Here is a 21,693-nt window from a genome sequence, read left to right as displayed (position 1 = left end):
GTAAGAGGAAGAACATGACTATTAAATGTAAAGTGAAGTCTATCGAGCCTTTGGCTTGTAATACTTACCAAATCCTACTTCACCCAGAAACACCGGTCGCTTTTAAAGCGGGCCAATATCTGATGGTTGAAATGGGCGAGAAAGATAAGCGTCCATTTTCGATTGCAAGCAGCCCTTGTCGCCATGAAGGCGAGCTTGAGTTACACATTGGTGCAGCTGAGCACAATGCTTACGCTTCAGAAGTCGTTGAGGCAATGAAGAAAGCGCAAGCTGAAGATGGCGATATAGCTATTGATGCTCCGCACGGTGATGCGTGGGTTAAAGAAGAAAGCGATCGTCCTCTGTTACTAATTGCTGGTGGTACTGGCTTTAGCTACGTGCGCTCTATTCTCGATCACTGCATCGCGCAGAACAGTAAAAAAGAGATTCATCTATACTGGGGTGCAAAAGATGAGTGTCAGCTGTATGCGAAAGAAGAGCTTGTCGACATTGCAGCAAAACACAGCAATGTGCATTTTGTACCAGTAGTAGAAGAAGCACCTGAAGTTTGGAACGGTCAAACGGGTAATGTATTAGAAGCAATCACGCAAAGTTTCGAATCATTAGCTGATTTCGATATCTACATTGCGGGTCGTTTCGAAATGGCAGGCGCTGCAAGAGACTTGTTTACTCAGAATAAAGAAGCAAAGCGAGACCATATGTACGCAGATGCTTACGCATTTATCTAAGAATTCTTTTGGATTTTGAGCGAAAAGAGAGCAGAAATATTCTCTTTTTTCTGTTTAGGTGAACTATTAGGCAGTTAACCCCTATTTATTCATTTTTTATGAAAAAGTAGTTGCTAAGCTGAGTGGGTTCCCTATAATGCGACACCACTGAGACGGCAGACGCCACAAGGCTTCAGCAACAATCAGTCAGGCGGAAAGCGACAAAAAATTAATTTTCAAAAAGTGTTTGACACTGAATGTTAATTCGCTAGAATGGCCGTCCACTTAGAGAGGCTCCTTACTTAAAAGGAACGCTCAGCAAGTGAAGCTCTTTAACAATTTAAACCTATCAATCTGTGTGGGCACTCGTTGATGAATATCAAAACGTTATTACTTAGGTAGTAACAGTTACTTCGGTAACAAACTTGATTTCAATGAACTGAGTGACCAATACGTTTAACTACTTGTAGTTATTCGGCACAGTCAATTCATTACCATTCTGTTGGAATGGTAATAGCTTTAGAATTACATGTTCATGTTTACATGAACATTAGTTTTGAAGTCAGTATTCGTTGAGTCACAAAATCTTAAATTGAAGAGTTTGATCATGGCTCAGATTGAACGCTGGCGGCAGGCCTAACACATGCAAGTCGAGCGGAAACGACATTATTGATTCTTCGGAGGATTTAATGGGCGTCGAGCGGCGGACGGGTGAGTAATGCCTAGGAAATTGCCTTGATGTGGGGGATAACCATTGGAAACGATGGCTAATACCGCATAATGCCTACGGGCCAAAGAGGGGGATCTTCGGACCTCTCGCGTCAAGATATGCCTAGGTGGGATTAGCTAGTTGGTGAGGTAATGGCTCACCAAGGCGACGATCCCTAGCTGGTCTGAGAGGATGATCAGCCACACTGGAACTGAGACACGGTCCAGACTCCTACGGGAGGCAGCAGTGGGGAATATTGCACAATGGGCGAAAGCCTGATGCAGCCATGCCGCGTGTATGAAGAAGGCCTTCGGGTTGTAAAGTACTTTCAGTTGTGAGGAAGGGTGTGTAGTTAATAGCTGCGCATCTTGACGTTAGCAACAGAAGAAGCACCGGCTAACTCCGTGCCAGCAGCCGCGGTAATACGGAGGGTGCGAGCGTTAATCGGAATTACTGGGCGTAAAGCGCATGCAGGTGGTTCATTAAGTCAGATGTGAAAGCCCGGGGCTCAACCTCGGAACTGCATTTGAAACTGGTGAACTAGAGTGCTGTAGAGGGGGGTAGAATTTCAGGTGTAGCGGTGAAATGCGTAGAGATCTGAAGGAATACCAGGGGCGAAGGCGGCCCCCTGGACAGACACTGACACTCAGATGCGAAAGCGTGGGGAGCAAACAGGATTAGATACCCTGGTAGTCCACGCCGTAAACGATGTCTACTTGGAGGTTGTGGCCTTGAGCCGTGGCTTTCGGAGCTAACGCGTTAAGTAGACCGCCTGGGGAGTACGGTCGCAAGATTAAAACTCAAATGAATTGACGGGGGCCCGCACAAGCGGTGGAGCATGTGGTTTAATTCGATGCAACGCGAAGAACCTTACCTACTCTTGACATCCAGAGAAGCCAGCGGAGACGCAGGTGTGCCTTCGGGAGCTCTGAGACAGGTGCTGCATGGCTGTCGTCAGCTCGTGTTGTGAAATGTTGGGTTAAGTCCCGCAACGAGCGCAACCCTTATCCTTGTTTGCCAGCGAGTAATGTCGGGAACTCCAGGGAGACTGCCGGTGATAAACCGGAGGAAGGTGGGGACGACGTCAAGTCATCATGGCCCTTACGAGTAGGGCTACACACGTGCTACAATGGCGCATACAGAGGGCAGCAAGCTAGCGATAGTGAGCGAATCCCAAAAAGTGCGTCGTAGTCCGGATTGGAGTCTGCAACTCGACTCCATGAAGTCGGAATCGCTAGTAATCGTGAATCAGAATGTCACGGTGAATACGTTCCCGGGCCTTGTACACACCGCCCGTCACACCATGGGAGTGGGCTGCAAAAGAAGTGGGTAGTTTAACCTTTCGGGGAGGACGCTCACCACTTTGTGGTTCATGACTGGGGTGAAGTCGTAACAAGGTAGCCCTAGGGGAACCTGGGGCTGGATCACCTCCTTATACGAAGATACTTACGATGAGTGTCCACACAGATTGATGGTTTAGATTTAGTTAAAGCCAGAGCTTTAATTAATAACGTAAGTTATTGATTAAAGCTTTTTGCTTTATGCTCTTTAATAATTTGGAAAGCTGATTGATTGATTACTTACGAGTAATTCAATCAAATTTAAAAGTTCTCAATGTTTATCTTTCATTAGATAAACACAACAAACACATTCAAGTGTCTTGTATTCGAATCAATGTTTACATTGATTCACAATTGAGTCCGGCAAACAGTCATCAAGAATTAACCCTTCTTAATGACAACCAAAAACCTTGGTTAGTTGCCATACGCTTATTTGTCTTCACTTTTTAAAGTGAAAGCAAATAGAAACCCTTTCGGGTTGTATGGTTAAGTGACTAAGCGTACACGGTGGATGCCTTGGCAGTCAGAGGCGATGAAAGGCGTAATAACTTGCGATAAGCCCAGATTAGGTAGTAATAACCTTTTGAGTCTGGGATTCCTGAATGGGGAAACCCACTTGCATAAGCAAGTATCCTGTTGTGAATACATAGCAACAGGAGGCAAACCGGGGGAACTGAAACATCTAAGTACCCCGAGGAAGAGAAATCAACCGAGATTCCGAAAGTAGCGGCGAGCGAAATTGGATTAGCCCTTAAGCTTTTAATGATGCAGGTGAAGAGTCTGGAAAGTCTCGCAATAAAGGGTGATAGCCCCGTAACCGACACATCATAATCAGTGAAAACGAGTAGGGCGGGACACGTGATATCCTGTCTGAATATGGGGGGACCATCCTCCAAGGCTAAATACTACTGACTGACCGATAGTGAACCAGTACCGTGAGGGAAAGGCGAAAAGAACCCCTGTGAGGGGAGTGAAATAGAACCTGAAACCGTGTACGTACAAGCAGTAGGAGCACCTTCGTGGTGTGACTGCGTACCTTTTGTATAATGGGTCAGCGACTTAATTTTAGTAGCAAGGTTAACCGTTTAGGGGAGCCGTAGGGAAACCGAGTCTTAACTGGGCGTACAGTTGCTAGGATTAGACCCGAAACCAGGTGATCTAGCCATGGGCAGGTTGAAGGTTGAGTAACATCAACTGGAGGACCGAACCGACTAATGTTGAAAAATTAGCGGATGACTTGTGGCTAGGGGTGAAAGGCCAATCAAACCTGGAGATAGCTGGTTCTCCCCGAAAGCTATTTAGGTAGCGCCTCGGACGAATACTACTGGGGGTAGAGCACTGTTAAGGCTAGGGGGTCATCCCGACTTACCAACCCTTTGCAAACTCCGAATACCAGTAAGTACTATCCGGGAGACACACGGCGGGTGCTAACGTCCGTCGTGGAGAGGGAAACAACCCAGACCGCCAGCTAAGGTCCCAAAGTATAGCTAAGTGGGAAACGATGTGGGAAGGCTCAGACAGCCAGGATGTTGGCTTAGAAGCAGCCATCATTTAAAGAAAGCGTAATAGCTCACTGGTCGAGTCGGCCTGCGCGGAAGATGTAACGGGGCTAAGCTATACACCGAAGCTGCGGCTACGTACCTTAGGGTATGTGGGGTAGGGGAGCGTTCTGTAAGCCGTTGAAGGTGGTCTGTAAGGGCTGCTGGAGGTATCAGAAGTGCGAATGCTGACATGAGTAACGATAAAGGGAGTGAAAAACTCCCTCGCCGGAAGACCAAGGGTTCCTGTCCAACGTTAATCGGGGCAGGGTAAGTCGACTCCTAAGGCGAGGCCGAAAGGCGTAGTCGATGGGAAACGGGTTAATATTCCCGTACTTCTTACAATTGCGATGGGGGGACGGAGAAGGCTAGGTGGGCCTGGCGACGGTTGTCCAGGTTCAAGTACGTAGGCGGAAAGTTTAGGTAAATCCGGACTTTCATTAACGCTGAGATACGATGTCGAGCTACTACGGTAGTGAAGTCATTGATGCCATGCTTCCAGGAAAAGCCTCTAAGCTTCAGATTGTAAGGAATCGTACCCCAAACCGACACAGGTGGTCGGGTAGAGAATACCAAGGCGCTTGAGAGAACTCGGGTGAAGGAACTAGGCAAAATGGTACCGTAACTTCGGGAGAAGGTACGCTCTTATCAGTGAAGTCCCTTGCGGATGGAGCAGACGAGAGTCGCAGATACCAGGTGGCTGCAACTGTTTATTAAAAACACAGCACTGTGCAAAATCGTAAGATGACGTATACGGTGTGACGCCTGCCCGGTGCCGGAAGGTTAATTGATGGGGTTAGACTTCGGTCGAAGCTCTTGATCGAAGCCCCGGTAAACGGCGGCCGTAACTATAACGGTCCTAAGGTAGCGAAATTCCTTGTCGGGTAAGTTCCGACCTGCACGAATGGCGTAATGATGGCCACGCTGTCTCCACCCGAGACTCAGTGAAATTGAAATCGCTGTGAAGATGCAGTGTACCCGCGGCTAGACGGAAAGACCCCGTGAACCTTTACTACAGCTTGGCACTGAACATTGAACCTACATGTGTAGGATAGGTGGGAGACTATGAAATTGCGTCGCTAGATGTGATGGAGTCGTCCTTGAAATACCACCCTTGTAGTTTTGATGTTCTAACGTTGGTCCCTGAATCGGGATTACGGACAGTGCCTGGTGGGTAGTTTGACTGGGGCGGTCTCCTCCCAAAGAGTAACGGAGGAGCACGAAGGTGGGCTAAACACGGTTGGACATCGTGTGGTTAGTGCAATGGCATAAGCCCGCTTGACTGCGAGAATGACAATTCGAGCAGGTGCGAAAGCAGGTCATAGTGATCCGGTGGTTCTGAATGGAAGGGCCATCGCTCAACGGATAAAAGGTACTCCGGGGATAACAGGCTGATACCGCCCAAGAGTTCATATCGACGGCGGTGTTTGGCACCTCGATGTCGGCTCATCACATCCTGGGGCTGAAGTCGGTCCCAAGGGTATGGCTGTTCGCCATTTAAAGTGGTACGCGAGCTGGGTTTAGAACGTCGTGAGACAGTTCGGTCCCTATCTGCCGTGGGCGTTGGAAAATTGAAAGGGGCTGCTCCTAGTACGAGAGGACCGGAGTGGACGAACCTCTGGTGTTCGGGTTGTCATGCCAATGGCATTGCCCGGTAGCTAAGTTCGGAATCGATAACCGCTGAAAGCATCTAAGCGGGAAGCGAGCCTTGAGATGAGTTTTCCCTGGCACTATAAGTGTCCTAAAGGGTTGTCGTAGACTACGACGTTGATAGGCAGGGTGTGTAAGTGCTGCGAGGCATTGAGCTAACCTGTACTAATTGCCCGTGAGGCTTAACCATACAACACCCAAGGGGTTTTGTGGACTCAGATGTACCAGACCTTGAATGCGTTTGAAGAGAAATACTTTTAGATAAGCTTTCCGAATTTTAAAATTTGCTTGGCGACCATAGCATTGTGGACCCACCTGATTCCATGCCGAACTCAGAAGTGAAACACAATAGCGCCGATGGTAGTGTGGGGTTTCCCCATGTGAGAGTAGGACATCGCCAGGCTTTAATTTCGACTTTGTCTATTTAATAGACAAGTCACCATAGAGTTCTAAGTTTCTTAGAGTTTTATGTTGACTTTCAAAGTGGAAAGCGTATTATACGCGTCCTGCTTAAGTGCTAAGGCACTGAAAGCGTTCTCTTTTTAGAGAACACGCTCTTTAACAATTTCAACCTATCAATCTGTGTGGGCACTCGTTGATGAATATCAAAACGTTTTATCGTTAGATAAAACAGATTCTTCGGAATCAAAATTGATTTCAATGAACTGAGTGACCAATACAAAATTAAGTTTACTTAATTTTGGCACAGTCAATTCATTACCATTCTGTTGGAATGGTAATAGCTTTAGAATTACATGTTTCTGTTCTTTTTCGAAAGAGCGGTAAATATTAGTTTTGAAGTCAGTATTCGTTGAGTCACAAAATCTTAAATTGAAGAGTTTGATCATGGCTCAGATTGAACGCTGGCGGCAGGCCTAACACATGCAAGTCGAGCGGAAACGACATTATTGATTCTTCGGAGGATTTAATGGGCGTCGAGCGGCGGACGGGTGAGTAATGCCTAGGAAATTGCCTTGATGTGGGGGATAACCATTGGAAACGATGGCTAATACCGCATAATGCCTACGGGCCAAAGAGGGGGATCTTCGGACCTCTCGCGTCAAGATATGCCTAGGTGGGATTAGTTAGTTGGTGAGGTAATGGCTCACCAAGGCGACGATCCCTAGCTGGTCTGAGAGGATGATCAGCCACACTGGAACTGAGACACGGTCCAGACTCCTACGGGAGGCAGCAGTGGGGAATATTGCACAATGGGCGAAAGCCTGATGCAGCCATGCCGCGTGTATGAAGAAGGCCTTCGGGTTGTAAAGTACTTTCAGTTGTGAGGAAGGGTGTGTAGTTAATAGCTGCGCATCTTGACGTTAGCAACAGAAGAAGCACCGGCTAACTCCGTGCCAGCAGCCGCGGTAATACGGAGGGTGCGAGCGTTAATCGGAATTACTGGGCGTAAAGCGCATGCAGGTGGTTCATTAAGTCAGATGTGAAAGCCCGGGGCTCAACCTCGGAACTGCATTTGAAACTGGTGAACTAGAGTGCTGTAGAGGGGGGTAGAATTTCAGGTGTAGCGGTGAAATGCGTAGAGATCTGAAGGAATACCAGTGGCGAAGGCGGCCCCCTGGACAGACACTGACACTCAGATGCGAAAGCGTGGGGAGCAAACAGGATTAGATACCCTGGTAGTCCACGCCGTAAACGATGTCTACTTGGAGGTTGTGGCCTTGAGCCGTGGCTTTCGGAGCTAACGCGTTAAGTAGACCGCCTGGGGAGTACGGTCGCAAGATTAAAACTCAAATGAATTGACGGGGGCCCGCACAAGCGGTGGAGCATGTGGTTTAATTCGATGCAACGCGAAGAACCTTACCTACTCTTGACATCCAGAGAAGCCAGCGGAGACGCAGGTGTGCCTTCGGGAGCTCTGAGACAGGTGCTGCATGGCTGTCGTCAGCTCGTGTTGTGAAATGTTGGGTTAAGTCCCGCAACGAGCGCAACCCTTATCCTTGTTTGCCAGCGAGTAATGTCGGGAACTCCAGGGAGACTGCCGGTGATAAACCGGAGGAAGGTGGGGACGACGTCAAGTCATCATGGCCCTTACGAGTAGGGCTACACACGTGCTACAATGGCGCATACAGAGGGCAGCAAGCTAGCGATAGTGAGCGAATCCCAAAAAGTGCGTCGTAGTCCGGATTGGAGTCTGCAACTCGACTCCATGAAGTCGGAATCGCTAGTAATCGTGAATCAGAATGTCACGGTGAATACGTTCCCGGGCCTTGTACACACCGCCCGTCACACCATGGGAGTGGGCTGCAAAAGAAGTGGGTAGTTTAACCTTTCGGGGAGGACGCTCACCACTTTGTGGTTCATGACTGGGGTGAAGTCGTAACAAGGTAGCCCTAGGGGAACCTGGGGCTGGATCACCTCCTTATACGAAGATACTTACGATGAGTGTCCACACAGATTGATTAGGTTTAGAAAGTAAAAGAGACGATATTGGGTCTGTAGCTCAGCTGGTTAGAGCGCTCGCCTGATAAGCGGGAGGTCGGTGGTTCGAGTCCACTCAGACCCACCAATATCGACTAGAAACAAAGATGGGGCTATAGCTCAGCTGGGAGAGCGCCTGCCTTGCACGCAGGAGGTCTGCGGTTCGATCCCGCATAGCTCCACCATCTTTAAGTGTTTTTGTTTGAAAATATTTAAAAATGGTTTCGAAAGAAATCTAGCTCTTTAACAATTTGGAAAGCTGACTGATTGATTACTTACGAGTAATTCAATCAAATTTAAAAGTTCTCAATGTTTATCTTTCATTAGATAAACACAACAAACACATTCAAGTGTCTTGTATTCGAATCAAACTTTAGTTTGATTCACAATTGAGTCCGGCAAACAGTCATTGAGAATTAACCCTTCTTGATGACAACCAAAAACCTTGGTTAGTTGCCATACGCTTATTTGTCTTCACTTTTTAAAGTGAAAGTAAATAGAAACCCTTTCGGGTTGTATGGTTAAGTGACTAAGCGTACACGGTGGATGCCTTGGCAGTCAGAGGCGATGAAAGGCGTAATAACTTGCGATAAGCCCAGATTAGGTAGTAATAACCTTTTGAGTCTGGGATTCCTGAATGGGGAAACCCACTTGCATAAGCAAGTATCCTGTTGTGAATACATAGCAACAGGAGGCAAACCGGGGGAACTGAAACATCTAAGTACCCCGAGGAAGAGAAATCAACCGAGATTCCGAAAGTAGCGGCGAGCGAAATTGGATTAGCCCTTAAGCTTTTAATGATGCAGGTGAAGAGTCTGGAAAGTCTCGCAATAAAGGGTGATAGCCCCGTAACCGACACATCATAATCAGTGAAAACGAGTAGGGCGGGACACGTGATATCCTGTCTGAATATGGGGGGACCATCCTCCAAGGCTAAATACTACTGACTGACCGATAGTGAACCAGTACCGTGAGGGAAAGGCGAAAAGAACCCCTGTGAGGGGAGTGAAATAGAACCTGAAACCGTGTACGTACAAGCAGTAGGAGCACCTTCGTGGTGTGACTGCGTACCTTTTGTATAATGGGTCAGCGACTTAATTTTAGTAGCAAGGTTAACCGTTTAGGGGAGCCGTAGGGAAACCGAGTCTTAACTGGGCGTACAGTTGCTAGGATTAGACCCGAAACCAGGTGATCTAGCCATGGGCAGGTTGAAGGTTGAGTAACATCAACTGGAGGACCGAACCGACTAATGTTGAAAAATTAGCGGATGACTTGTGGCTAGGGGTGAAAGGCCAATCAAACCTGGAGATAGCTGGTTCTCCCCGAAAGCTATTTAGGTAGCGCCTCGGACGAATACTACTGGGGGTAGAGCACTGTTAAGGCTAGGGGGTCATCCCGACTTACCAACCCTTTGCAAACTCCGAATACCAGTAAGTACTATCCGGGAGACACACGGCGGGTGCTAACGTCCGTCGTGGAGAGGGAAACAACCCAGACCGCCAGCTAAGGTCCCAAAGTATAGCTAAGTGGGAAACGATGTGGGAAGGCTCAGACAGCCAGGATGTTGGCTTAGAAGCAGCCATCATTTAAAGAAAGCGTAATAGCTCACTGGTCGAGTCGGCCTGCGCGGAAGATGTAACGGGGCTAAGCTATACACCGAAGCTGCGGCTACGTACCTTAGGGTATGTGGGGTAGGGGAGCGTTCTGTAAGCCGTTGAAGGTGGTCTGTAAGGGCTGCTGGAGGTATCAGAAGTGCGAATGCTGACATGAGTAACGATAAAGGGAGTGAAAAACTCCCTCGCCGGAAGACCAAGGGTTCCTGTCCAACGTTAATCGGGGCAGGGTAAGTCGACTCCTAAGGCGAGGCCGAAAGGCGTAGTCGATGGGAAACGGGTTAATATTCCCGTACTTCTTACAATTGCGATGGGGGGACGGAGAAGGCTAGGTGGGCCTGGCGACGGTTGTCCAGGTTCAAGTACGTAGGCGGAAAGTTTAGGTAAATCCGGACTTTCATTAACGCTGAGATACGATGTCGAGCTACTACGGTAGTGAAGTCATTGATGCCATGCTTCCAGGAAAAGCCTCTAAGCTTCAGATTGTAAGGAATCGTACCCCAAACCGACACAGGTGGTCGGGTAGAGAATACCAAGGCGCTTGAGAGAACTCGGGTGAAGGAACTAGGCAAAATGGTACCGTAACTTCGGGAGAAGGTACGCTCTTATCAGTGAAGTCCCTTGCGGATGGAGCAGACGAGAGTCGCAGATACCAGGTGGCTGCAACTGTTTATTAAAAACACAGCACTGTGCAAAATCGTAAGATGACGTATACGGTGTGACGCCTGCCCGGTGCCGGAAGGTTAATTGATGGGGTTAGTCTTCGGACGAAGCTCTTGATCGAAGCCCCGGTAAACGGCGGCCGTAACTATAACGGTCCTAAGGTAGCGAAATTCCTTGTCGGGTAAGTTCCGACCTGCACGAATGGCGTAATGATGGCCACGCTGTCTCCACCCGAGACTCAGTGAAATTGAAATCGCTGTGAAGATGCAGTGTACCCGCGGCTAGACGGAAAGACCCCGTGAACCTTTACTACAGCTTGGCACTGAACATTGAACCTACATGTGTAGGATAGGTGGGAGACTATGAAATTGCGTCGCTAGATGTGATGGAGTCGTCCTTGAAATACCACCCTTGTAGTTTTGATGTTCTAACGTTGGTCCCTGAATCGGGATTACGGACAGTGCCTGGTGGGTAGTTTGACTGGGGCGGTCTCCTCCCAAAGAGTAACGGAGGAGCACGAAGGTGGGCTAAACACGGTTGGACATCGTGTGGTTAGTGCAATGGCATAAGCCCGCTTGACTGCGAGAATGACAATTCGAGCAGGTGCGAAAGCAGGTCATAGTGATCCGGTGGTTCTGAATGGAAGGGCCATCGCTCAACGGATAAAAGGTACTCCGGGGATAACAGGCTGATACCGCCCAAGAGTTCATATCGACGGCGGTGTTTGGCACCTCGATGTCGGCTCATCACATCCTGGGGCTGAAGTCGGTCCCAAGGGTATGGCTGTTCGCCATTTAAAGTGGTACGCGAGCTGGGTTTAGAACGTCGTGAGACAGTTCGGTCCCTATCTGCCGTGGGCGTTGGAAAATTGAAAGGGGCTGCTCCTAGTACGAGAGGACCGGAGTGGACGAACCTCTGGTGTTCGGGTTGTCATGCCAATGGCATTGCCCGGTAGCTAAGTTCGGAATCGATAACCGCTGAAAGCATCTAAGCGGGAAGCGAGCCTTGAGATGAGTTTTCCCTGGCACTATAAGTGTCCTAAAGGGTTGTCGTAGACTACGACGTTGATAGGCAGGGTGTGTAAGTGCTGCGAGGCATTGAGCTAACCTGTACTAATTGCCCGTGAGGCTTAACCATACAACACCCAAGGGGTTTTGTGGACTCAGATGTACCAGACCTTGAATGCGTTTGAAGAGAAATACTTTTAGATAAGCTTTCCGAATTTTAAAATTTGCTTGGCGACCATAGCATTGTGGACCCACCTGATTCCATGCCGAACTCAGAAGTGAAACACAATAGCGCCGATGGTAGTGTGGGGTTTCCCCATGTGAGAGTAGGACATCGCCAGGCTTTAAATTAAATCTTTAGGTTGACCGACCTGGAGATATGGACGCTCACTTAGTGAGTTGACCACTGCGGAGTGGTAGTTCAGTTGGTTAGAATACCGGCCTGTCACGCCGGGGGTCGCGGGTTCGAGTCCCGTCCACTCCGCCACTTATTAGAAAAGCCCTGCTAGAAATAGCAGGGCTTTTTTACATCTCAAGAAAAGTGTTTTGTCCTTCGGCCGAATGAGTCCCACAAAGGGTTTGCCTGAAGTCCACAACCCCGTCCATTCCGCTACTTATTAGAAAGCCTAGTCTGACGACTTAATGCCGTTCGGATAAGCATTATTGCTTGAACCTGAACGGATATTTGGCTGGGACAAAGAGGACTGAACGTGGAAACGTTCGGTCCTTTCTTTTATCTGGAAGAATGAAGTGACTCAAACTGTCTCTCATCCTTTTCAGTTTTACAGGTAGAGTTCCGTCTGGACTTAAAGCTAACCAACGTAATTGCGCATCAATAAGGTTAATTGCGGCGGTAAAACTGACCCTAGTCGCTCGAACCCCGGCTTCTGAAGCTATCTTAACCATCTCTAATCGCACTAAGTTATAGGCAAGTAATACGCCCCAAAGCTCTTGCTTCACACCGGCAGAAAAACGACTTCGTAAAGTGACGTGACTTTGCAGTTGAGTCTGTTTAATTTCACCATAACCTTCTTCTATCTCCCAGCGTTGCCAATAAATACGCAGCAGGCTTTCTAGCGAGTATCTACTAGGGTCTGTAAGTGAAGTAATAAAACCTTTTATCTCACCTTTTGGCTCTTGATATAGGACTAATCTGGCTTCCCAACGTGCGGGTAAATTCGGATTCTGCCGTTGAGCTTGAGGAGAGATGGGCATTGAGATGAGCATGTCGTTCTCCGCATATTTCTCCAACACTTCATAGCGTAGCTTACGTTTTGCAGGCATTAACCAGTGAGCATTTTCCGCACTCTCTTGCCACGACAACAAAAGGTCTGCCGAGAAATAACAACGATCAAATAAGGTCAATGAATGTGCGGGGATATCATTGAATAGACGCTTAGCTAAGGTCGTTTCACCGACATGACAGCCATCAAAAGCCGCCCCCATAATCATTCGAGTTTCTGTTGACATCAAAGCGACTAAACGAAGTTGAGGGTAAGGTTTCAATTTTTTAGAGATGAACCCAAATTCTTCAGCGTTCTCTGGGGAATCTTGGCACCTAAATGTAGTTCCATCCACAGCAAGAACATTAAGCTCTAAGTCTTTATCTTGTTGAAGGATATCTCCATTCCAAGCCTTTACCGTTGTGTGAAACAAAGCCGCTAATGGACTCTCATCTAGACGTCGGCGTGAATCAGTTAGGACACTAGGTGCAACACGAGACCAGCTATCTTCAGGTTTAGGCTGAAGCGCAATGTCTAATGAACTGCATACCTCTTTGATAGACATGTTGCGTTGCAGCCCCATCCAAATAACTAACCAGACAGCTTGCTGAGCGGGAAGCCGACGTCGTCTTATGCTCGCTTTATTGGTTTCAAGAAGAGCTTGTTCTATCCACTCAATCTGAATGGCGTCGACGACAGATTCATAATTGTCGGCATCTTCAATGGTCTCGTGTGCCATTGCTAATTCTTGTTCAAGCATAAAAAATCCCCATCAACGTTGTTGATGGGGATTATCTGCTAACTGCAAGATCGTTCAAGTCTTCTTAAACGATCGGCATTAAGTCTGACGACTAGGCTTTCGTCGTTTCTGGGGTATGAGTTTTAACTCTTGGTTTTGGATTCCGTAAAAGGTTGTTTTAGCTAGTAATCGTTGAATCAACGATTGATTAGAAAGCTGTGCTAGCAATAGCAGGGCTTTGTGTTTATGGGCTCTAACATGACAAATTGATTTTAATAAATAAGTTAGCAGGAGTTTTCTAAGTGGCTGCGGCTTCTTAATTACTTTTGTGAGTGATGGTTAAACCTCATTTTAAACTTCGGAGTTTTGCTGTGTCTCAGAATTGATTTCGTCTAGAGTCTGAAACTCCGCTGCTATACATTCACTTCTTCAATCTTAAACCAATAGGTTGGTTACGGAGGTGTGTCGGATTTACGATCTCCAACTCTTTGAGGTACATTACTGAAATGTAATTTTCATCTAATGATTCCAGTTGCTAAGCCCACTGTAATCTAGAGCTAATCTCTATCAAATGACAACTACTGCGAAACGTCTTTTCTTTCTTTCGGTACAAATCCAACCAAGCTATCTGATCGTTATTCCTTCAAAAATCTATATAAAGGTTGTCAGTCAGCTCAAATGGATTCTAAACAGCTTGTTTTATAATTGGCTAAAACTACATACGGATAGCTCTAAAGTATCCCTCAGTGTTTTTTAGGAAACCTTGCGGGTGATTTCATGAGGATTTAACCTCATGACTTAAAATCAGTACTTATAAAGCATTAATAGCATTTGAAATCCAATGATCAAGATGTGTGACTTATGGATTGTTCCGAGCTAGGCAAGCCTTATTAAAAATGGACGGTGCTTCGGTCAGCAATAAGCTGGGTGTGGAGAAGGGATCTGGATGGAAGACTTTTACTACCATCTCTAGTTTTTGCTTATTGGTACTGAGGAAGTTATCTAAGGTAAACAGTAGATACAAAAAAGCCGATGCTTGGCATCGGCTTCATGTTAGTTGTATCAGTTTAAGCTGGTTGAACGAGAGCGAGTGCCTTGCGAGAAACTTCGTGAGCAGCCTTCGTTAAGTTTTGCTTTTCTAGTGCATCAGATAAGTATCCGTAATCTGATACGTTTGAGCGAAGTGCTAGTGCTTTCTCGAAGTGGATTTGTGCTTCTGACCACTTCTGTTCTCTTAGGTAGAACTGAGCCAATGCGCTGTGTGCTTCGGCATTGCCACCATCTTTACTGATGGCGCGCTCTAGCATCACAACGACTGGGTGGTGATCGGCAAGGTTAAGCTCTGGAAGCAACATGTAGAGCTCATTTGAACCACTCTTCGCAATGTTCTCTTTGATCACAGTGAAGGCTTCTGAGTCAGCTTTACGAGCGATCAGTTGCTTCACAAAGCAGGAAACAAGGTGAGAGCTTTGTTTCTGCTTTCTTGAAAGCTTGTTCCAATGGCTGATTAAACCTTCGCTACCTTGCTGCTGTGCCACATCGTGAAGCAAGCCGCATTGTGCTTTTTGTTCTAACTCAACTTGCTCATCAGCCGTAAGAAGCTTGTTTTTAGCTAGCTTAGGCGTTAACTCTAGTAATGGTTGCCAGAGTTTAAGCTGCATGTAGGTGGCTTTTAATAGGCCAAGTACAGCGGTGTTATTAGGATATGTACCTTTTAAGGTCGAAAGTGTATCGAATGCGGCTTCGTAGTTCGACTCACTGATCTGTTGTTTTGCTTTAGTTAGCTCAACGGCCAGTAGAGAGTCCTCTTGTTGGCTAGCAAGTTCGATGTACTTATCACGCTCACTCGTATTACCTTGTTCATGAGCAGCTTGAGAAGCGACTAAATAGCAAAGTAGAGGCATGTCGTGATGATTAGCCCAACGAGTTACTTTCCTCTCTGCGCCTTTCCAATCACCTTCAAGAAGCTTGATGATGCCTTCATTGGTATAACGACGAGAGCGTTTTAGTTTACGAACACTGAACCAGTTCCAAGTCGTTGAGCTTGCGTACATAAGCTTTTTGAATAGGTACTCCAAGCCGAATAGAGCAGCTAGAAGAGCAATGACAAATATAACCAGTGTTGTCACACTCATCTCAATGGTCTTATTTGCTATCGAGATCAGGACATAACCTTGTTGACCTGAGAACTGGGTACCGACAACTAATCCGGCACCTAGAACGAGAAAAAGAAAAATCCAGCGAATCATTATTTCTCCTCCGTGGTCATAACTGTCACTTCACGACGTAGGCGCTCGCGTATAACATCTGACAACTCATTTTGAGACTCAAGTTTTACAGGGTATTTCACTGAGATATTCTGCTCACTTAACTGTTTAATCGCCTTCTCAAATTCAATCACTGAGTTGTTATCTTGGTTTAGGTACGCTTTCGACCACTCACTAGCGGTATTAAGTGCTGCACTGTAGACATCACCTTGCTCTTTGTAGACAGCGCGAATTGCGGTCTCTAATTTGCCCTTAATATTCTCACGTAGGTAGAAGTGTTGCTCAGGAGAGAGTAGAGGGATGACTTCACCATCACGACTACGGAAGGTGATGAAGTTTTCTGAGAAGTCTTTCATCGACGTCATCAGGTTGTTCTGCCAATCATTAATATCTTTCGATACCGCTTTTTTCTCAACAACTGCAGCTTCTGGAAGAATTGCATTGGCAAGCGGTAGCGTATCGACTTGCTGTTGTAGGCTTGTGATGCGTAAAACTAAGCCATCGCGGTCGATAAGAGGGATAGTGCGAAGCTTAGTAATGTCATTGGTCATTGATTGGCGCAGTGATACTAAGCTTGGGTCATTTAGTGCGGCGATACGTTGATCGGCGCTTTCCATTAGTTTGGTTGCGCTAACGGCATCATGCTCAAGGAACAATTTACGACCTGCTAGTTTTACTAGGTAATCGGCTTCAGCAAGCAACCAGTCATTTGGTCGACGGCCTTTAACGTCAGCTACTGCTAACTGCAGGCTTTGAATACTCTTTTGTTGCTGGGATTGTACGACCTGAGTTTTCTCCACTGCGTGAGAAGCTTCTTGGATAGTCTCTTGCTTGATGGTTTGCAGGTCTTTATTTACTGCAGATTGGGTATTTTGCAGTTGTGTTTGAAGAGCAGCGATTTGAGTTGAGTACTCAGCGCTCTTTTGCTGCATTTGAAATGCGATGCCGCCACTGAAAATAATAGAAATAGCGATCGCAATAGCGCCTAGTTTGACACCGCGCTTACCTTGCTTTTCTGCTTTCTCGATTTGTTCTTTATGCTCAGCTTGAGGCTGTTCACTTTGAACCGTATTTGACGCAGAGGCATCAAGTTTTTTTTCAGGCTGTTTTGTCTCTGTAGATTCAGCTTTTTCGTTTTCAACAACTACTGGCTGAGTGTCTTGTTTCTTTTCAGGTTCAATATGCTCATTATTTTTTTTGCTTGTCATGCTTATTTCCTGTTTCTAGCTAGGGCCGGAGAGCAGCCAGTAATATTTGGTTCGTAGCACTGTGAGTATTGGTCACGTTCGAGAAACCGAGTTGTTGTGCTCGTTCTACTATGCGCTGGCTTGGGACAAATAGTTGTCTCGTTGAAAGCCAAGCCAAATACTCATCAGGGGTAATTGAGCAGAGATACTCCAATTGTTCCTGACTAGTGATGACAACTTTGGACGTTTTTTTGTTTATCCATGTTTGATAGATATTGTGATCGTTAATGGGAATATATTCTCTACGGTAGGTCTCACAATAGGAGACTTGTGCACCTCGATTGAGTAAAGAATCTCTAATGAGCTCACGCCCACCATTTCCACGCAGTATCAAAATGGATTTATTATCTACGCCATTAAGTTCAGTAAGTTTGAGAAGATGTTCACTATCACTCACTTGGGGATAGTTTACTTTTTGTTTACTAACTTTGCTTAAAACGTGCGCAGTTTTTTGACCAACGCCAAGATAAAGCGGCGAAGTTGGCCAAATAGATGAAGTTTTCGAAAGGATGTTTTGGGCAGCGGTCACAGCGTGGTGACTGACTGCAATAATGATATCGCTGTTATTAAGCTGGGTGCTTAAATCCGATGAGTGTGGATTATCAACGATACGAATAAGCGGATGATGGATTGCTTGAATCCCTTCATCCGCTAGTTGTTGGCAAAGCGATTGTCCCTCTGAGCCGGGACGTGTCACCAACACTGTCATAATTATTATTGGTCAGCGTAGAGCTTGGTTAAGATTTCTCTCGCGCCATCATCCAGCAATTGATTTGCCAGAGTAACGCCAAGCGCTTCTGCATCTTTGCGAAGGCCAGAGATCTCACCACGAACCATTTTAGAACCATCTGGTTCGCCTACTAATGCACGTAGCCAGATATTATCGCCATCTAATAATGAGTAGCTGCCGATAGGAACTTGACAACCACCTTCTAGGGTAAGGTTCATTGCACGTTCGCACAGTACACGATCAGCCGTGTCTTTATGATTCAGTGGTTCAAGAAGTTTAATCAGACGCTCGTCATCAAGGCGACACTCAATACCAACAGCACCTTGGCCAACAGCAGGGAGAGACTGCTCTGGTTCGATGAAGCTACGAATACGCTCTTCTAGCTCTAGACGTTTAAGACCCGCAGCAGCCAGTACGATCGCATCGTATTGACCATCATCGAGTTTACCTAGACGAGTACCAACATTGCCGCGAAGTTCTTTGATGATGAGATCTGGGCGGTATTCTAGCAACTGACATTGACGACGCAGGCTACATGTACCCACGACAGCACCTTGTGGTAGCTCGTCGATGTTGTTGTAAGTGTTTGAAACGAAAGCATCGCGAGGGTCTTCACGTTCACAGATAGTTACTAGACCTAGACCTTCAGGGAAGTCGACCGGTACATCTTTCATTGAGTGAACGGCTAGATCAGCACGACCTTCTAGCATGGCGACTTCGAGTTCTTTAACGAACAGCCCTTTACCACCCACTTTAGCCAGCGGGGTATCTAGGATGATGTCACCTTTGGTCACCATAGTTACCAACTCAACCTCTAAACCAGGGTGAGCAGCTTGCAGTGCATCCCTTACAAAGTATGCCTGCCAAAGGGCAAGAGGGCTTTTTCTGGTCGCGATACGGATTGGTGCTGAATTTGTCATGGTGTTTCCGATATAGGTTCTGTAATAGGCTAATCCTACCATTGTGAGGCGAAAATTCTTACTGTTTGATCATTCCATGCTTTGATAGCTGAGGGATTTTCATGAGTTCACCAAAATAGTGTGATTGGTATCTCATTTGAAACATGGGCTATTATTAGAAATAGGTAATAAAGAGGACACTACGGCGCCGTGAGTTTAACTTTTTGTCATCAAGGCATTGGCCAGTATGACAGGTTCCTTTGCTTTACCATTAAGGGTAAAAGTGTTAAATTGATCACGTTTTGTTGCTCCTTTCGTTCAGTAACTAAACAGAAGTGCATTTAATCTCAAACCAAGGACTTACCTTGCAGGCTTACACTCAGACTTTGATTCAACGATTAGACAACCTTAATCAGCAGCGCATTGATCGTGCGTTGGCGTTGATGAATGTCCAAGGCCAGCGAGTTTTCAACCTTATTCCTGCACTACTTCACTTCAATCATCCCATGATGCCTGGTTATTATGACCAACAAGTTCCTTTTGGAATTCGTAGCTTCACGCCTAATGAATTCCAAAAGCAATTTGTCTCTGATACCGAATTAACGCTGGGTGGAAAACTCACCGAGGCTGCTGAACCGGCAATCCTGGGCTTGTACACCATGGGCAGTACTTCTTCTATTGGCCAAAGTACTTCAAGTGATCTCGATATATGGGTGTGTGTTTCTCCGGATATGGATGGCGCATCTCGCGACAGCCTGACCAACAAATGTCTGTTGATTACCGACTGGGCTGAAACCTTAGGGGTTGAAGCTAACTTCTTCTTGATGGATGAACAGCGTTTCCGCTCAAACCATTCTGAAGAGATGACCGGTGATAACTGTGGTTCTTCACAGCACTTATTGCTGCTTGATGAGTTCTATCGCTCTGCCGTTCGTTTGGCTGGCCAGCGTTTGTTGTGGCAAATAATTCCGCCAGAAATGGAAGAGTGTTACGACGAGTATGTCCAAGGCCTGTGTCAGGATGGTTATCTTGATTGCTCGCAGTGGATCGATTTCGGCAAGCTGAACCGCATCCCTGCTGAAGAGTACTTTGGTTCAAACCTATGGCAGCTCTATAAGAGTATCGACTCACCGTATAAATCGGTTTTGAAGGCGATCCTGTTAGAAGCTTACTCATGGGAATACCCAAATACCCAGCTACTTAGTATTGATACTAAGCGTCGCTTCTTCGCGGATGAACCTGATCTGTATGGCATGGATAGCTATTATTTGATGCTAGAAAAGGTAACGCGCTACCTAGAACGCATTAACGACCACACTCGTTTGGACTTGGTGAGACGTTGTTTCTACCTTAAGACCCACGAGAAATTGTCACGAGATGCGGGCATTGGCTCTGTCGAATGGCGTCGTGAAGCCTTAACTCAGATGACAAAGTCCTGGAACTGGGGACAGGAAACCATAGCTGAGCTCGACAACCGCCGTAACTGGAAGGTTGAGCAGGTTAAAGTGGTGCACCATGCACTGCTTGATGCCTTGATGCTGAGCTATCGTAACCTGATTCAATTTGCGCGTCGCAACGACATCACTTCTGCAATTAGCCCACAAGATATCAGTATCTTGGCTCGTAAGCTTTACGCTGCGTTTGAGGTATTGCCAGGAAAAGTGACGTTACTGAACCCGCAAATTTCACCGGATCTACATGAACCAGACTTGAGCTTTATTGAAGTTCGTCAGGGTCAGTCCAACAAAGCTGGTTGGTATCTATATAAACAGCCGCTGGTAGCGCATCGTATTCTTGGTCAGCCCTCACTTGAGCACCATGAGTACTTGAGTAAACTGGTTGCTTGGTCATTCTTTAATGGCTTGATTACGGAGTCTACGCGTTTGCACTCTGTGGTGCGTGATGCTCACATTGATATCGATAAGTTCTATCAAATGGTGAGCGATCTACGCAATACTTTTTCTTTACGTAAGCGCCGCCCGAGTATGCAAGCACTGGCAAGCCCTTGTGAAATAAGCCAACTGGCGATGTTTATCAATTTTGAAAGTGACCCAACTTCTGAATTGAGTGGTCGTGCATTGAAGGTTGATCTTAAGAATGCCGACATTTTCAGTTTTGGCGAAGAGGGTAAGAGTTTAGTCGGAAGTGTTGATCTGGTTTATCGTAACTCTTGGCATGAAGTACGTACGCTTCATTTCCAAGGTGATACTGCAATGCTAGACGCGCTGAAGACGGTACTTGGCAAAATGCACCAGGATGCGTTGCCGCCAGAATCGGTCGATGTGTTCTGTTACAGCAAAAACCTCCGTGGTGTGATGCGTAACATGGTGTACCAACTGCTTGCTGAGTGTATCGACTTGCGATTAAAACCGATTGAGCCAGAGAAGCGTCGCCGCTTCAAGGCTATTCGTTTGGCAAACAAGATGTTTGGTCTGTTCTTTGAACGTCGTGGTGTTTCGGTGCAGATGCTCGAAAACTCAGTTGATTTCTATCGTAGTATCTCGACAAATAAGTTGAAAGGCTCACCTTTACTGATGCTCGATAAAGAGCAAGAGTATCAACTACCAGAGGTGGTTGATGGCTTTGCGAGTGAAGGTTTAATTCAATTTTTCTTTGAGGATACCGACAAAGGCTTCAATATTTATGTATTAGACGAGTCGAATCAAGTTGAGGTATATCACCAATACAGCGGTGAAAAAGATGAGATGATCGCGAGCGTGAATTCTTTCTACACTTCAGTAAAAGATGAGTCGAAGGTGTCGTCTAAGTTGATTAATTTCAATTTACCTCAGTACTACCAAATCGTTCATCCAGAAGAAGGTAATTCTTACGTGGTGCCTTACCGTAACGATGCGACTTTAGCTTCTCGAAGCTCAAAGATAGTTAACATCTAGGCTTATTCTCGATAATTGATATTAAAAA

7 protein-coding genes, 3 tRNA genes and 6 rRNA genes are annotated in these 21,693 nt (G+C 46.5%); 11 read left to right on the top strand and 5 right to left on the bottom strand.

Annotated features, from left to right (window positions below; genetic code table 11):
• Window positions 1–14: 14 nt before the first annotated feature.
• From fre to M4S28_RS00830, 10 genes are all read left to right on the top strand, one after another.
• Window positions 15–728, top strand: coding sequence for an NAD(P)H-flavin reductase (gene fre / locus M4S28_RS00875; RefSeq protein WP_054543343.1), 714 nt, complete (start codon window positions 15–17; stop codon window positions 726–728).
• Between the two features lie 568 nt (window positions 729–1,296).
• Window positions 1,297–2,851: ribosomal RNA gene (locus M4S28_RS00870) — 16S ribosomal RNA — on the top strand.
• A 389-nt stretch (window positions 2,852–3,240) separates the two neighbouring features.
• Window positions 3,241–6,134: ribosomal RNA gene (locus M4S28_RS00865) — 23S ribosomal RNA — on the top strand.
• Window positions 6,135–6,231: 97 nt separating this feature from the next.
• Window positions 6,232–6,347 (top strand): 5S ribosomal RNA (gene rrf, locus M4S28_RS00860).
• Between the two features lie 425 nt (window positions 6,348–6,772).
• Window positions 6,773–8,327: ribosomal RNA gene (locus M4S28_RS00855) — 16S ribosomal RNA — on the top strand.
• Window positions 8,328–8,394: 67 nt separating this feature from the next.
• Window positions 8,395–8,471, top strand: a tRNA-Ile gene (locus M4S28_RS00850).
• A gap of 21 nt (window positions 8,472–8,492) precedes the next feature.
• Window positions 8,493–8,568: transfer RNA gene (locus M4S28_RS00845), tRNA-Ala, on the top strand.
• 334 nt (window positions 8,569–8,902) lie between these two features.
• Window positions 8,903–11,796, top strand: a 23S ribosomal RNA gene (locus M4S28_RS00840).
• Window positions 11,797–11,893: 97 nt separating this feature from the next.
• Window positions 11,894–12,009 (top strand): 5S ribosomal RNA (gene rrf, locus M4S28_RS00835).
• The 16S, 23S and 5S rRNA genes sit together here with 3 tRNA genes alongside, the layout of an rRNA operon.
• Window positions 12,010–12,076: 67 nt before the next feature.
• Window positions 12,077–12,153: transfer RNA gene (locus M4S28_RS00830), tRNA-Asp, on the top strand.
• A 173-nt stretch (window positions 12,154–12,326) separates the two neighbouring features.
• On the opposite strand, the gene M4S28_RS00825 is transcribed toward M4S28_RS00830, so the two are convergent.
• The 5 genes from M4S28_RS00825 to hemC form a co-directional block, all read right to left on the bottom strand.
• Window positions 12,327–13,649: an IS4-like element ISVbsp1 family transposase gene (locus M4S28_RS00825; protein WP_009845967.1), complete on the bottom strand. Its 1,323-nt coding sequence runs from the start codon at window positions 13,647–13,649 to the stop codon at window positions 12,327–12,329.
• A gap of 1,046 nt (window positions 13,650–14,695) precedes the next feature.
• Entirely contained in the window at window positions 14,696–15,877 is a 1,182-nt protein-coding gene (locus M4S28_RS00820) for a heme biosynthesis protein HemY (RefSeq protein WP_102572232.1), read from the bottom strand.
• Complete coding sequence (locus M4S28_RS00815; protein WP_017091151.1) at window positions 15,877–17,103, bottom strand: uroporphyrinogen-III C-methyltransferase; 1,227 nt, start codon at window positions 17,101–17,103, stop codon at window positions 15,877–15,879. The genes M4S28_RS00820 and M4S28_RS00815 overlap by 1 nt, the downstream gene beginning before the upstream one ends.
• A 19-nt stretch (window positions 17,104–17,122) precedes the next feature.
• Window positions 17,123–17,851: a uroporphyrinogen-III synthase gene (locus M4S28_RS00810; RefSeq protein ID WP_054542664.1), complete on the bottom strand. Its 729-nt coding sequence runs from the start codon at window positions 17,849–17,851 to the stop codon at window positions 17,123–17,125.
• 5 nt (window positions 17,852–17,856) lie between these two features.
• Window positions 17,857–18,792, bottom strand: coding sequence for a hydroxymethylbilane synthase (gene hemC / locus M4S28_RS00805; protein WP_249632145.1), 936 nt, complete (start codon window positions 18,790–18,792; stop codon window positions 17,857–17,859).
• A gap of 344 nt (window positions 18,793–19,136) precedes the next feature.
• On the opposite strand from hemC, the gene M4S28_RS00800 reads away from it, so the two are divergent.
• Window positions 19,137–21,665 carry a class I adenylate cyclase gene (locus M4S28_RS00800; RefSeq protein WP_076678517.1) on the top strand — a complete coding sequence of 843 codons (2,529 nt, stop codon included), beginning with the start codon at window positions 19,137–19,139 and terminating at the stop codon, window positions 21,663–21,665.
• The last annotated feature ends 28 nt before the right edge of the window (window positions 21,666–21,693 follow it).

Source organism: Vibrio sp. J383 (genome assembly GCF_023503985.1).
GTDB classification, from domain to species: domain Bacteria; phylum Pseudomonadota; class Gammaproteobacteria; order Enterobacterales; family Vibrionaceae; genus Vibrio; species Vibrio splendidus.
This window is presented reverse-complemented; position numbering and strand designations above follow the sequence as displayed.